Raw genomic sequence first — 13,306 nt, forward strand, 5'->3', positions numbered from 1 at the left:
GCGCCGCTCGCGTGAAAGCGGGGGTCCGCCCGGGCTAGAACTTCGCGACAGCCCCCGCATCGATCGGCAGCGCGGCGCCGGTGATGTACTGCGACTCGTCGGAGGCGAGAAACAGCACCGCGTTACTGACCGCGCGCGCATCGATGACGGGCACCGGCAGCATATGGAAGTGGCCGAGCACGGCGGCCGTGTCGTCGATCGTGGGGTTGGGGAGGTCGGGCCGTAGCATGCGGTGGAACGGCTCGTTGTCGATCATCGGCGTCCGGATGTTGCCGGGATGAATCGAATTGACTCGAATCAATTGCGGCGCAAGCTCATTCGCGAGCGAATTCATCAAGCCGACCACGCCGTGCTTGGCCGAGGCGTAGTGCGCCATGTACCCGCCGCCGCGCAGCCCCAACATGGAGCTCACCAGGATGATGGACCCGCCGCGGCCGTCGGACATATGCGGTATCGCCACCTTGACGGTGTGCCAGACCCCGGTGAGATTGATGTCGAGCATCGTCTGCCAGGCGGCTTCCTCGATCATCGCGGCGGGTGCGGGACTGCCGCTGATGCCGGCGTTGGCGATCACCACGTCGGGGCGACCCAACTCGTCGATCCCGCGCTGCAACGCCTCACGCAGGCTCGCGAGGTTTCTGACATCGGCGGTGGCGGCCACGATGCGCCGGTCCAACTTCTCGACCAGCGCCACGGTTTCCTCGAGATCGGCCTCCGTGGCTCCCGGATAGCTCACGCCCTCGACGTCGCCGCACAGATCCACGGCGATGATGTCGGCGCCTTCCTCGGCGAGGCGGACGGCGTGTTCTCGGCCTTGGCCGCGCGCAGCACCCGTGATGAACGCGACTTTGCCGGCCACTCTGCCAACGGAGCTCGTCATGGGGACAACCATATCGCCGACCGTTTGGCGCGGGAACTCAGTAGTGGCAGGGGTTAGCGACCCAACGAGAACAAGCCCGGCGCGGCGGGGCCAAGGGACGGATTGGCGCCGGGAACTTGCAGCGGGAACGGCATCTTTCCGTTGGCCACTGATGTCATCATGCCCGGGCATTCCATCTGTATCGCCATGCTGGCGACCAACCCGGCCATGGTCGGCGAAAGTCCTTTGGTTGCACCCAGTTGCGACGCCACCGACGCGAGGGTTGCACCCGGCTTGACCAGCGATGGGCAGATTGACTGGCCGATGCCGGCAAGCGCGTTGGTCAGTGAGCCGTTGGTGCCGTTCCCTAGGCCGCCCAGCGCGGCGGTGATGGGGTCATTGGACGTGTCGGCCTGGGCGAGCGCAGGCAGCGTCGCTGCGGCCGCGAGGACGCCGGCCGCAACCGCCAATGGGCGAACCGCCCCGGAAGCCGCATTGATGAAATCTGCCCATGCAGCGGTGGAGTGACGTGGGCGGAACATCATCAGTGCGGTCATATCGCTCCTAGGATTCGGGGAAGTGCACAGCCATGCACTGCCCCTGTCTTCGGTAACGATCGGCAATCCGTTACATCACGATCCGGGCGCATCGGCAGCCGTCGGCCAGGCCCGCCCGCTCAGGAGTCGCAATCCGTTAAGCGCGACGACGATGGTCGAACCCTCGTGGCCCGCCACGCCGAGGGGAAGCGGCAGGTGGCCGAACAGGTCCCAGACGACGAGTCCGGTGATGAAGGCCGCCGCGATGGCCAGATTGGCGATCACCACCCGGCGAGCCCGACGGGCCAGCGCAACGACGGCCGGGATCGTCGTGAGTTCGTCCCGGACGGTGACGGCGTCGGCGGTTTCCAGGGTGAGGTCGGCGCCGTTGCGGCCCATGGCAATCGAGGCGTGCGCGGCGGCCATCGCGGGCGCGTCGTTGATGCCGTCGCCGACCAGCAACACCCGGTGGCCGTCGGCCTGCAGTTGGCGCACGGCGGCGACCTTGTCCTCGGGCAGCAGGTCGGCTCGGACATCGGTGATCCCGACCTGCGCGGCCAGCTGCTCTGCCGCGAGGCGAGTATCACCGGTCAGCAGGACCGGCGGTCCCGCGGTGATCGCGACGATAGCGCCGACCACGCTCTGGCTTCCCTCGCGCACGGTGTCGTCGAGTCCGAGAACGCCCACCGGCGCAGCATCGACGACGACGAGAACGGCCGTGGTGCCTTGGCGTTCGAGGTCGCTCGCCGCGGCGGGGTTGCTCTGAAATGCGCGCGGGCTCAGCACTTCGATGCTGCGGTCGCTGACACACGCGCGCACGCCCCGACCGGGCAGGGCCTGGAAATCGGTGGCTTCGGCAACGGGCAGCTTGCGTGCGCGGGCGGCGGCGACGATCGCGCGCCCGAGCGGATGTTCGCTGAATTGCTCTGCGCTGGCGGCTATTCGCAGCACGTCGTCGTCGCTGTAGCAGTCCTCGATCACGGCGATGCCGCTGAGTCGCGGCGTTCCCGTCGTCAGCGTGCCGGTCTTGTCGATCGTCACCAGGGTGGTGTCGGCAAGGTGCTCCATCGCAACCGCCGACTTGACCAGCACACCGCGGCGCCCGGCGTTGGCGATCGCCGAGAGCAGCGGCGGCATGGTCGCCAACACCACCGCACACGGCGATGCCACGATCATGAACGTCATTGCCCGAAGCAGCGTGGACCGGAGGTCGGCGCCGAGGATCAGCGGGACCGCGAACAGGGCGAGCGTCGCCACGACGACGCCGACGGAATAGCGTTGCTCGACCTTCTCGATGAACAGTTGCGTCTTGGCTTTGGTGGCCGATGCCGCCGCGACCAGGGCAACGATACGGGCGACGACGGTGTCGGAGGGGTCCTTGGTGACGCGAACACGAAGTGCCCCAGCGCCATTGAGGGTTCCGGCGAAAACTTCGTCGTGGGCTGCCTTCGCGACCGGCATCGGTTCCCCGGTCACCGACGACTGGTCGACATCGGAGGCGCCGTCGACAACGACACCGTCGGCGCAGACGCGCTCACCGGGGCGCACGCTGACGAGGTCGCCGACGCGCAGTTCGGTGGCGTGGACCGATTCTTCGATCCCGTCGGCGGCCAGGCGGATGGCGCGTTCGGGTGCCAGGTCGAGCAATCCCTTGACCGAATCCTCGGTGCGTTTGGTCGCCGCGTCCTCCAATGCACCGGACGTGGCGAAAATGACGATCAACAACGCGCCGTCGAAGACCTGGCCGATGCTCGCGGCGCCGATCGCGGCAAGGACCATCAGCAGATCGACGTCGAGCGTGCGAGAACGCAACGCCTGCAAGCCTTCCCAGGCCGGTTCCCAGCCGCCGGTCAGGTAGCAGGCTAGATACAAGACCCACCAAGCCCAGGTAGGAGCGCCCAGCAACTGAGCCGCGAGCCCGGCCACGAACAGGGCCAGGGCGACCGTCGCCCACCGGATCGACGCGACCGACCACAGACCCGAGACGGGTGAGCGCCGGGTGTCCGACGAGCGCGTGCGCGTCGGCTGCGCGGTTGTGCACGTCATCGAAGCGGCCTCCTTCTTGGGGCGATTCACCTATGCATGTATACATGTAAAGCTCTACATATGTCACATCAGTTTGTGGGCGCGTGCTTCAATGGGGAGATGGGGCACGGAGTCGACGGCAGGGTGACGCCACCGGCCACGCTTGACTCGGTCTCGGCCATCAAGATCGCCGAGACACTGCAAGCGCTGGCCTCGCCCAACCGGCTGATGATCCTGACCCGGCTACGGCAATCGCCATGCTCGGTCGGCGAACTGTCCACGGCGGTCGGCATGGAACAGCCGGCGGTGTCTCACCAATTGCGGCTGCTGCGCGCCCTGGGGCTGGTTGCCGGCGACCGCAACGGCCGCAACATCGTCTACCGCCTCTACGACAACCACGTCGCCCAACTGCTCGACGAGGCCGTGTACCACATCGAGCACCTGCGCCTGGGCGCCACCGAGACGACGGCGTAGCCGGTCGGGACCGCGATCGGCGGTGCGGTCGGAAAAATTTGGCTGAACATTCGATAAGAGCGTGTTTCGGCCGCGGATTAGAGACGGTCTCGGCTCTAATGTGTTGGGGATGAGCACGAAGTACTACTTGCAGAAGGTCCCGGTCGAATCCGTTCAGCCGGGCTTCTCACTGGCCGTCGGCGAAGACGGCGATTACCGGCTGTTCCAGGTGGAATGCACGCAGATGTCGCGGCGGGCCGGCTTGCCGGTCATGTTCAGGCTCACCTCTGAGCCCGTCAACGGTGGCGATCCGTGGGTCCTCGAGTGCGAAGAGGGCACGCCGGTGGTCCGGATTCTCGGTGTCGGCAAGGCGGCTTCCTAGGCGGCTTCCCAGGCCGTTTTCTAGGCCTCCTGGGTGGTGACCGCCGGCTTAGCCGCGACGACGAACTGCACCGCGCGCTGCGTCTGCTGTTCGATGTCGACGAGCCCGGCCGACGAGAACAGGTCGACGAAGTCGCGCCGGCCGAACACCGTGAGCCCGATGCTGCGCGCGACGGCGGTCATCAGTCGACGCACCGCGGCCGATTCCGGCGCATAGCTGGTCAAGATCGCGATCCGGCCACCGGGTTTGAGTACCCGCACCATCTCGGCGGCCACCCGGAACGGCTCGGGCATCAGGTACAGCGCACCGAAACAGAAAACAGCGTCGAAGGTTTCGTCGCCGAACGGCAGCATGCGGGCATCGCCGCGGACATAGCAGGTGTGCGGGCCGCTGTTGTCGGCGACGGCGCGGGTCAGCATCGACTCGGAGATATCGAATCCGACCGCCAGACCGCCGTCGGGCAGTTCGGCGGCCAGGGGGGCGGTGAAATTGCCTGGGCCGCAAGCGACATCGAGCAACCGGTGAGCGGTCCCCAGATGCAGGGCCGATGCCGCCCGGCGCTGTTCGGCCCGGTGGGTGAGGCCACTGGCCGCGTAGAAGGCGGTCGGCCGCCACAGCCGTTCGTAGACCGTTGCGACGAACGGGCTGTTCATGGCGCGTTGCGCCACGGTCGGCACCGGCGCACTGGTCGATTCACCCAACACGTCGAGAAAACCGTGTCGCAGCTGGGCGGTCTGGCTCATGAGGCCGCGGGTCGTCTCGACCGGATCCTGGCTCATTGTGTTTCGACGCTAGTGGACCGCCCCGCCGCGCCGGTGGCCCGGGTGCGGGCGCAGGGCCCGTCACAGTGATAATCATTTTCATCAATGGTCATGAAGTTCCAGGCCGGGTGCGGTAGATGAGGGCCGAGCGTCGAGCACGTTTCGGGTCCATGGAAGTCCTGGTCTTCGGTTTGGTGGGGTTCGCGATCGCGGGGACGTGGTTGCGCGCCGTCGTCGTCAACAGCACCGCCTTATCCACCGCGGGCACCGTGTTCTGTGGCGTCTTCGTCCAGGCCTTGCCGTTTCTGGGCTTAGGCGTGGTGGTCAGCGGATTGATCGCGGTGTTCGTGCCGCCCGAACGGCTGGCGCGCATGCTGCCGCGCCGGTCCGCGGCCGCAGTCCTCGCCGCCGGTGTGGCCGGGGCCGCCCTGCCCGGATGCGAGTGCGGCTCGGTGCCGGTGGCTCGCCGACTCTTCGGCGACGGCGGCGCCGCCGGAGCGGCGGCGTTGACGTTCATGCTCGCCGCACCCGCGATCAACCCGGTCGTGGTGGTCGCGACGGCCGTCGCGTTCCCGGGTCAGCCGAAGATGGTCGTCGCGCGGGTCGCCGCGTCGTTGCTGACCGCGGTGGTGATGGGCTGGGCCTGGTCGCGGTGGGGTCGCGCCGAATGGATCACCCGCCGGCTCGCGGCGCACGACTCGCACCGCCCGGAGGCGCGGTCGAAGTGGCTGGTGTTCTGCGAAGTGGCCCGGCACGACTTTCTGCAGGCGGCGGCCTATCTGGTGGTGGGAGCCGCCGCCGCGGCGGCCCTGCACGTGCTGGTGCCGCCGTGGATCTTCGAAAACGTCGGCGCGCATCTGGTGCTCGGCGTCGTCGTGATGGCGGCGCTGGCCGTCACGCTGGCCGTGTGCTCGGAGGCCGACGCGTTCGTGGCATCCAGCCTGACGATGCTGCCGCTGATTCCGCGGCTGGTGTTCCTGGTGGTCGGGCCCGCCGTCGACGTCAAGCTGCTGGCGATGCAGGCCGGCATGTTCGGCCGGGCGTTCGCCACCCGCTTCGGACCCGCGACCTTCGTCGTCGCCACCGTGGTGGCCACCGCGGTCGGCGTGCTGCTGCTGGGCGGTTCTCGATGAAGCGCGAAACCGAGAACACGATCCTGCTGCTGGTCGGGCTGAGCGTCGCGCTGATCGTGGCCACCGGCGTGTTCACCCGCTACGTCAAGCCGTCGCTGCTGCCGTGGCTGGTGCTCACCGCCGCGTTGCTGATCGCGCTCGCGCTGGTGTCCATCGTCGGCGACGTGCGCAGCGGCGGCCGCGATCACGACGACGGGCATGCCCATCGCGGCGGCGTGGTGTGGTTGCTCGCCATACCCATCGTGGTGCTGTGCTTCGTGACGCCACCGGCCCTGCGGCCCCAGGCCGCCACGGTGACCAACGTCTCCAATGACGTTCTGCGCGTGGCATTTCCGCCGTTACCGCCGGGGCGTGCGCCCGAGATCTCGCTGGCCGAGGCGGTGGTGCGCTCGGCCAACGACAGCACCGGCTCGCTGAACAACCGGCTGATCACGGTGACCGGTTTCGCCCTCAACGAACCCGGCGGCATCGACCTGGCCCGCATCGTGATCATCTGTTGCGCCGCCGACGCCCAACTGGCCCGCATCCATCTGCGTGACCACGACGGCGGCAGCACGTTGCACTTTGCCGACAACACCTGGCTGAAGGTGGAGGGCGTGATCACGCCCGCGCAGCGCCAGCCTCACACCCCGCCGATCCCGACGCTGCGGGCCGTTTCCGTCACGCCCGTCCCCGCTCCGGCAAACCCCTACGCGTAGCCCAAACCAGGACAAACCTGCTGGTTAGCCTGTTAGGCTCGCGACCGTCGGCACAGCGATTCACCTCGGAGGGGACTTCGGATGACACGCCCACGAATCCGCGCCCGGGCACCGCTGCGGATCTCGTTCGCCGGCGGCGGCACCGACGTCCCGCCTTTCCCGGAGCTCGAGGGTGGCTGTGTTCTTTCGGCGACGATCGACCGCTTCGCCTACGGATCGCTGACCCCGCGGACCGATCGCAAGGTGAGCATCGAGTCGGTGGACTTCAAGACCACCCACGAGATGACGCTCGACAGCGAAATCCTCTACGACGGCAGCCTGGACCTGATCAAGGCCGCGGTGCGGCGGTTCGGCCGCGACGGGACGGACGGCTACGACCTGGTGCTGCGGTCGAGCGCGCCGCCCGGATCCGGGCTGGGTTCGTCGTCGACGATGATGGTCGCGCTCACCGGCCTGCTCGCCGAGCACTACCGGGCGCCGATGGGCGAATACGAGACCGCCCAGCTGGCCTGCGCCATCGAGCGTGACGACCTCGGCATCGCCGGCGGCCTGCAGGACATGTACGCGGCGACGTTCGGCGGATTCAACTTCATCGAGTTCAGCGACCGGGTGATCGTCAACCCGCTGCGGGTCCGCGACGAGATCGCGTTCGAGCTCGAACTCAGCCTGCTGCTCTGCTACACGGGCATCACCCGCGACTCCGCGCGAGTGATCGAGGACCAAACCCGCCGCGCCACCACGGGTGCCGACGACACGCTCGCCGGGCTGCGCGCGCAGAAGGATCTGGCGGTGGCGATGAAGGCCGCCCTGCTGACCGGCAAGCTCAACGACTTCGGCGCCCTGCTCGGCGAGGCGTGGATCCAGAAGAAGCGGATGTCGCCCTACATCACCAACCCGCGCATCGACGAACTGTACGACCTCGCGTTGCACAACGGCGCCCTCGGCGGCAAGATCACCGGCGCCGGCGGCGGTGGTTACATCCTGCTGTTCTGCGACTTCACCAAGAAGCACCGCCTCATCGAGGCCCTCGAGGGCGCGGGGGCCACGATCACCGAATTCGCTTTTGAGAGCAAGGGATTGACCACATGGCAGGCATGAGCACCTCGGATGTCGTCGCGCCGAGTGTGGAGACGGTCCAGGCCCGGCTGGCGGACACGATCGCCGTCAAGCAGCAGATGCAGTCGGGCGAGTTCGCGGCGCAGACCGTCGAGGTGGCGCGGGTGATCATCGACGCGCTGCGCGCCGACGGCAAGGTGATCTTCTTCGGCAACGGCGGCTCGGCTCAAGACGCCGGGCATCTGGCCGCCGAGCTGATGGGCCGCTTCGCGTTCGACCGACCGGGCCTGGCCGCGCTGAGCCTTCCCGACGCCACCGCGGCGATCACCGCGATCGGCAACGACTACTCCTACGACGAGGTGTTCGCCCGCCAGGTGCTGGCGGCCGGCCGCGCCGGCGACGTGGTGGTCGGCCTGACCACCTCGGGCAACTCACCCAACGTGGTGCGCGCGCTCGAGGCGGCCGGTCAGGCGGGGATGACGACCGTGACGCTGACCGGCGCCCGCGGCGGCAAGGTCGCCGACGTGGCCCAGATCTGCATCCGGGTGCCCAGTGCCGACACCGGCCGGATTCAGGAAGCGTGCCTGCATCTGGGGCACACCATTTGCGAAATGGTCGAAGCCGCGTTGTTCCCCCGTCCGTCCTGACGATGGGTTGGGACAACGTCCGCACCGTGTTTCTGGACCGAGACGGAACCATCAACGTCAAGGCCGACGACGGCGAATACATCCGAACGCCCGAGGAATTGGTTCTCTTACCCGGCGCGGCCCAGGCCATCGCGGCGCTGAATGCGGCCGGCCTGCGCACGATCCTGGTGACCAACCAGCGCTGGCTGTCCGAACCGTCAGCGCAACCAACGCAGTTCCACGCCGTCCAGGACAGGCTGGGGCAACTGCTGGCGGCTCAGGGTGCCCGGCTCGACGCCGAATATCATTGCCCGCACGCGGCGAACAGCTGCGACTGTCGTAAACCGTTGGCCGGCATGCTGATTCGTGCGGCGGCAGAACACGGTTTCGATCTGGCCGAGTCGGTCATGATCGGCGACAGCGCCGCCGACGTGGCGGCCGGCCGAGCGGCCGGTGCGACGACCGTGCTGCTGCGGGCCGGCGGCGGCGAGGATGCCGACTTCGTCGTCGACGACCTCGCTGCGGCCGTGCGGCTCATTCTCGCCTGAACCGCGCAGCGATCGAGCGGATCATCAGGGCGAGCGCGAACGGCAGATCGTCGCGCAGGTATCGGCGGGCCAGCCGGCGCGGCTCGAGCATCAGCCGGTGCACCCATTCGAATCCGAGTCGCTGCAGCAGCGGGGACGCCCGGCGGACCGCACCGGCCGTCATGGCGATGCCGCCGCCGCAGGCCAGGCACCAGACCTCGGGCAGCTCTTGGCGTAGCCGTTCGATCAGGCATTCCTGCCGGGGGAAACCCAGGCCGACGAAGACCAGGTCGGGTTTGGCGGCGACCACGGCCGCGACCGCGCGCCGCGTGCCGTCCTCCGTCTTGTCGAAGCCGAACTCCGGCGACAGGGCGCCGGCAATGCGCAGGGTGGGAAATTGCGTGGCAAGGGCGGCGGCCGCCTGCTCCGGAATGCCCGCGGCGCCGCCGAAGAAATAGATCGACTTGCCGTCGGCGGCCGCAGCCGCACTCAACGGTTGAATCAGCGACGAGCCGGCCACCCGCTCCGGCAGCGGCTCACCGCGCAGCCGCGCCGCCCACACCAGCGGCATTCCGTCGGCGACGACCACCGATCCCCGCGCGATCAGCGCGGCCAGTGCACCGTCTCGGCTGGCCGCGAAGGCCACGTCGACGTTCACCGGAATGATCGAGCCGCCGCGCCCGTCGGCCCAGGCCTTGCGCACGACGTCGACGGCGTCGCGTTGGGTGAGGGAGTCGAACCAAAGATCGCCCACCTGGATCCTGGCTGGCCGCATGACTTGTGATTCTCACCGCAATGGCGCCGAAGTTCCACGGAACTCCTGACATCGGTTCGCCTGGTTGTTGCTGCACCGCCCGCCGACGCCATAGCCTGAGCGAATCGGACCGCAAGATGGGCCGCCGTGGCCGAGCTGATCGGCGCGCGGGCGGAAGAACTCGCCGCGATGGACATCTTCGAGGGATGCGCCATCGAAGACTTGGAGCCGTTGGCGGCCAGCCTGCAGCCACTGCGCGCCGCGGGTGGACAGATTCTGATGCAGCAGGGCGAGCAGGCCGTGTCGTTTCTGCTGATCTCCTCGGGTGCCGCCGAGATCAGACACGTCGGCGTGGACGGCGCCGTGTCGATTGGCGAGACGGCCGCCGGCGCGATCATCGGTGAGATCGCGCTGCTGCGCGACAGCCCCCGCATCGCGACCGTCACCGCGCTCGAGCCGCTGGCCGGCTGGATCGGTGACAACGACGCGTTCACCCGGCTGGTGCACATCCCGGGCATCATGCCGCGGCTGCTGCGGATGGTGCGCCAGCGGCTGGCCGCCTTCGTCACGCCCATCCCGATACGGACGCGCGACGGCAGTCACCTGCTGCTGCGTCCGGTGCTGCCCGGTGACGACGTGCGCACCGTGCACGGCCATATCCAGTTCTCCAGCGAAACGCTGTATCGGCGGTTCATGACGGCCCGGTTACCCTCGCCGGCGTTGATGCACTACCTGTCCGAGGTCGACTACGTCGACCATTTCGTCTGGGTGGTGACCGACGGCGACGACCCGGTGGCCGATGCGCGCTTCGTCCGCGACGAAAAGGATCCGACGGTCGCCGAGATCGCGTTCACCGTCGCCGACGCCTACCAGGGCCGGGGGATCGGGAGCTTCCTGATCGGTGCACTGTCGATCGCCGCCAAGGTTGACGGTGTCGAAAGGTTTTCCGCGCGAATGCTTTCCGATAATCTGCCGATGCGCGCGATCATGGACCGGCACGGCGCGATCTGGCAACGCGAAGACGTCGGCGTCATCACCACGGTCATCGACGTGCCGCGGCGGCGCGACTTGGGCATCAAGCGTGACCTCGCCGACGAGATCAAACGGGTCGCCCGGCAGGTGATCGAGGCGCTCGGCTGAATCAGAACACCGGCTGGTGGACAGTCAGCTTCGCCGTGATGTCACCGACCAGGTCGTCGTCATACGGGTTGATCGCGACCGGATCGGATCCCTCGGTGAAGTCGAGGCCGTCCAGCTCGATCCAGACCGTGTTCGGACTGGTTGTCAGCTCGAAGAAGTAAGTCCGGTTTGTCAGGTCGGTGACCGTGCGGAATTCGGTGTTGTAGATCCCGAAATCCTCGTAGGGTGCGCCGAACGGCACCGAGACGTTGCGCATGATCGCCATCACGCCGGCCACTGCCTGCCGGGTGTCGCGCGGCTCGGGCAGCAGTGCCAAAAAGTACGCCGCACGCTGGAACCGATCGACCGCGTTGACGTTACCGGGCAGCGGCATCTCGCAGCCGGGCTTGGAAAAGTCTTGCTTGGCAAGCAGTTTCAGTTGTTCTTCATAAGTTGGGTCATTGGTCATCAGGGTGTACTCGCGACCGTGATGCACGACCATGCGGCCGTGGTCGAACTCGACGATGGCCGAATCGCCGGACACATCCTCGATCGCGAGGTGGATGGTGGCGTCGTACCCGCGCGCGTTGATCATCACCAGCTGAAAGTCGTCCATCAACGCCAGCGCCTCGGAAACGGTGGCGGCCTGGTCGAGCAGATACTGGGTCCACAGTCCGACGTGCAATCCCGGCTTGGACGGGTCCCGCGGCCCCAGATCCGTGGATTCCAGATACAGCCCGTGCACGGCCAGGCCGCGTTCGTTGACGCCGTCGAAACTACCGACGCCGTAGACGGTGGTGACCAGGCTCCCGTAACGGCTGGTCCACTTCAGCGGATTCTGTTCGACGACGGTGTTTCCGGCCATCACCCCGCCGTCACGTTCGCGTCCGCGCGGAAATGCCACGATCATCGGCTCAGTGGATTCCGGCCAGTCCATGCTGCGGCCGGTCAGAACGGACAGCTTGTTGGTGTTCCAGAGGACGCGTGTGCACACATGCGTCAAGCTACTCGTCGCGTGGTATCAACTTGGCATGCGGCCGTTCTGGTTCGGTGCGGTGCTCACGGTTTTGGTGGCCGCCTGCAGCCACTCGCCGGCCCACCGGCCTTCGGCGACGCCCTCGCCGTCGGCGCACTCCAGCACCGTCAACCCCGCCAACATCAAGCGGGTCGTTCGCGACCTGCCGCCCAATTACGAGGCCACGTCCGGCATTCCGGGCGCGGCCTCGCCACGGGCGATCTGGGGTCTTGGCCCCGACGCGACGTCGCGGCCCGCGTCATGCACCACACTCGCCGAGCCCGGCAAGGGCCGCGACCAGTCCGCGCAGGGCCTGTCCGCCTCGGGTCCGGGCGGCATCATCAACGTGGTGGTGGTGGCTTTGCCAGACATTGACCTGGACCGCGGCGTCGTCGACGACTGCGGCGAGTGGACCATGACCGCCGAGCACACCACCGCCAGCGTCCGGCTCACCGACCCGCCGCGCATCGATGATGCGCAAACCGTCGGCATGATCGTCGACATCAGATCCTCTGTCGAGTCGGGCACCGAAATCGATTCGCGGGCATACACATTCATCGCGTACCTGGGTGGCTACTATGCCTTCACCACAGTGACCACCGATCCGGGCTCGGCGCTGCCGGCGTTGCCGGCGCAATCCGCCGCCGATCTGCTCGTCAAAACGGTGTCCACGTTGCGCAGCTGAATGTCCGGCTTTGGGTAGATTAGCCACGGTGTCCAAGCTGGTAGGCGTGATCGCGGCCGGGTTCGTGCTTGCCGGTTGCTCATCGAATGCGACCTCGACCAACGCCGACATCGCCAAGGTCGTGGGTGTGAAGTCGAGCTTCGGGCCCGAGTTCACGGTCAGCGACATCTCGGAGCGGGCGATCGATCCCAAGCTGCTGTCGGCCCGCAAGCTGCCCGAGGGGCTGAAATTCGACCCCGCCAACTGCGCGAAGCTGGCGGCCGGACCCGACATGCCGCCGGATGTGCAGGGCAACATGGCCGCGGTGTCCGCCGAGGGCGGCGGTAACCGGTACGTCGTCATCGCGGTGGAAACCTCCAAACCGCTACCCGTCAACGACCCGGGCAAGGACTGCACCAAGGTCGCGTTCTCCGGGACGGGGGTGCGCGGCGGCCTCGAGGTCATCGACGCGCCGAACATCGACGGGACGCACACATTCGGCGTGCACCGGGTTCTGCAGGCGCTGGTCGCCGGCGGTCCCCGCACCGGCGAGCTCTACGACTACTCCGCGCAATTCGGCGACTATCAGGTGATCGTGATCGCCAACCCGCTCGTCGTGCCCGACCAGCCCGTCGCCAAGGTCGACACCCAGCGCGCCCGTGACCTGCTCGTCAAAGCGGTCGCCGCGATCCGTGCGT

16 protein-coding genes are annotated in these 13,306 nt (G+C 67.6%); 10 read left to right on the forward strand and 6 right to left on the reverse strand.

Annotated features, from left to right (window positions below):
- Nucleotides 1–34: 34 nt before the first annotated feature.
- From AC5Y5O_RS24805 to AC5Y5O_RS24815, 3 genes are all read right to left on the reverse strand, one after another.
- The gene (locus AC5Y5O_RS24805) at nt 35–880 is read right to left on the reverse strand and encodes a mycofactocin-coupled SDR family oxidoreductase (protein WP_096289887.1); all 846 of its coding nucleotides are present in this window, start codon (nt 878–880) and stop codon (nt 35–37) included.
- A gap of 53 nt (nt 881–933) precedes the next feature.
- Entirely contained in the window at nt 934–1,416 is a 483-nt protein-coding gene (locus AC5Y5O_RS24810) for a DUF732 domain-containing protein (protein WP_096289886.1), read from the reverse strand.
- A gap of 75 nt (nt 1,417–1,491) precedes the next feature.
- Complete coding sequence (locus AC5Y5O_RS24815) at nt 1,492–3,441, reverse strand: heavy metal translocating P-type ATPase (RefSeq protein WP_096289885.1); 1,950 nt, start codon at nt 3,439–3,441, stop codon at nt 1,492–1,494.
- Nucleotides 3,442–3,540: 99 nt separating this feature from the next.
- Between AC5Y5O_RS24815 and AC5Y5O_RS24820 the strand changes: the two genes are divergently transcribed.
- Together AC5Y5O_RS24820 and AC5Y5O_RS24825 are read left to right on the forward strand one after the other, a co-directional pair.
- Nucleotides 3,541–3,894, forward strand: coding sequence for an ArsR/SmtB family transcription factor (locus AC5Y5O_RS24820; RefSeq protein WP_096289884.1), 354 nt, complete (start codon nt 3,541–3,543; stop codon nt 3,892–3,894).
- Nucleotides 3,895–4,003: 109 nt separating this feature from the next.
- On the forward strand, nt 4,004–4,255 hold the full coding sequence (locus AC5Y5O_RS24825; RefSeq protein WP_096289883.1) for a hypothetical protein: 252 nt from the start codon (nt 4,004–4,006) through the stop codon (nt 4,253–4,255).
- A gap of 20 nt (nt 4,256–4,275) precedes the next feature.
- On the opposite strand, the gene AC5Y5O_RS24830 is transcribed toward AC5Y5O_RS24825, so the two are convergent.
- A complete protein-coding gene (locus AC5Y5O_RS24830) occupies nt 4,276–5,034 on the reverse strand; it encodes a class I SAM-dependent methyltransferase (protein ID WP_096289882.1) in 759 nt (252 codons plus the stop codon).
- Between the two features lie 119 nt (nt 5,035–5,153).
- Here AC5Y5O_RS24830 and AC5Y5O_RS24835 point away from each other — a divergent pair, with 119 nt between their 5' ends.
- The 5 genes from AC5Y5O_RS24835 (at nt 5,154) to AC5Y5O_RS24855 (ending at nt 9,077) form a co-directional block, all read left to right on the forward strand.
- Nucleotides 5,154–6,149: a permease gene (locus AC5Y5O_RS24835; protein ID WP_096289881.1), complete on the forward strand. Its 996-nt coding sequence runs from the start codon at nt 5,154–5,156 to the stop codon at nt 6,147–6,149.
- Nucleotides 6,146–6,847 carry a TIGR03943 family putative permease subunit gene (locus tag AC5Y5O_RS24840; RefSeq protein ID WP_096289880.1) on the forward strand — a complete coding sequence of 234 codons (702 nt, stop codon included), beginning with the start codon at nt 6,146–6,148 and terminating at the stop codon, nt 6,845–6,847. The genes AC5Y5O_RS24835 and AC5Y5O_RS24840 overlap by 4 nt, the downstream gene beginning before the upstream one ends.
- An 81-nt stretch (nt 6,848–6,928) precedes the next feature.
- The gene (locus AC5Y5O_RS24845; protein ID WP_096289879.1) at nt 6,929–7,945 is read left to right on the forward strand and encodes a GHMP family kinase ATP-binding protein; all 1,017 of its coding nucleotides are present in this window, start codon (nt 6,929–6,931) and stop codon (nt 7,943–7,945) included.
- Nucleotides 7,933–8,550 (forward strand): D-sedoheptulose-7-phosphate isomerase, encoded by a 618-nt coding sequence (locus AC5Y5O_RS24850; RefSeq protein WP_207768593.1) that lies wholly within the window; start codon nt 7,933–7,935, stop codon nt 8,548–8,550. Before AC5Y5O_RS24845 ends, AC5Y5O_RS24850 begins: the two co-directional genes overlap by 13 nt.
- Before the next feature lie 2 nt (nt 8,551–8,552).
- Nucleotides 8,553–9,077, forward strand: a complete 525-nt coding sequence (locus tag AC5Y5O_RS24855; protein ID WP_096289877.1) for a D-glycero-alpha-D-manno-heptose-1,7-bisphosphate 7-phosphatase — start codon at nt 8,553–8,555, stop codon at nt 9,075–9,077.
- Here AC5Y5O_RS24855 and AC5Y5O_RS24860 read toward each other — a convergent pair.
- Nucleotides 9,064–9,810, reverse strand: a complete 747-nt coding sequence (locus AC5Y5O_RS24860; protein WP_500027868.1) for a WecB/TagA/CpsF family glycosyltransferase — start codon at nt 9,808–9,810, stop codon at nt 9,064–9,066. The genes AC5Y5O_RS24855 and AC5Y5O_RS24860 overlap by 14 nt on opposite strands.
- A gap of 147 nt (nt 9,811–9,957) precedes the next feature.
- On the opposite strand from AC5Y5O_RS24860, the gene pat reads away from it, so the two are divergent.
- Entirely contained in the window at nt 9,958–10,950 is a 993-nt protein-coding gene (gene pat, locus AC5Y5O_RS24865; RefSeq protein ID WP_096289875.1) for an acetyltransferase Pat, read from the forward strand.
- Nucleotide 10,951: 1 nt separating this feature from the next.
- On the opposite strand, the gene AC5Y5O_RS24870 is transcribed toward pat, so the two are convergent.
- On the reverse strand, nt 10,952–11,923 hold the full coding sequence (locus AC5Y5O_RS24870) for a linear amide C-N hydrolase (protein WP_096289874.1): 972 nt from the start codon (nt 11,921–11,923) through the stop codon (nt 10,952–10,954).
- A gap of 37 nt (nt 11,924–11,960) precedes the next feature.
- Between AC5Y5O_RS24870 and AC5Y5O_RS24875 the strand changes: the two genes are divergently transcribed.
- Together AC5Y5O_RS24875 and AC5Y5O_RS24880 are read left to right on the forward strand one after the other, a co-directional pair.
- Nucleotides 11,961–12,629, forward strand: coding sequence for a DUF5642 family protein (locus tag AC5Y5O_RS24875; protein ID WP_096289873.1), 669 nt, complete (start codon nt 11,961–11,963; stop codon nt 12,627–12,629).
- Between the two features lie 28 nt (nt 12,630–12,657).
- On the forward strand, nt 12,658–13,306 hold a 649-nt coding region (locus tag AC5Y5O_RS24880), incomplete at its 3' end, for a DUF5642 family protein (RefSeq protein WP_500027871.1).

Source organism: Mycobacterium sp. NGS40, assembly GCF_059812735.1.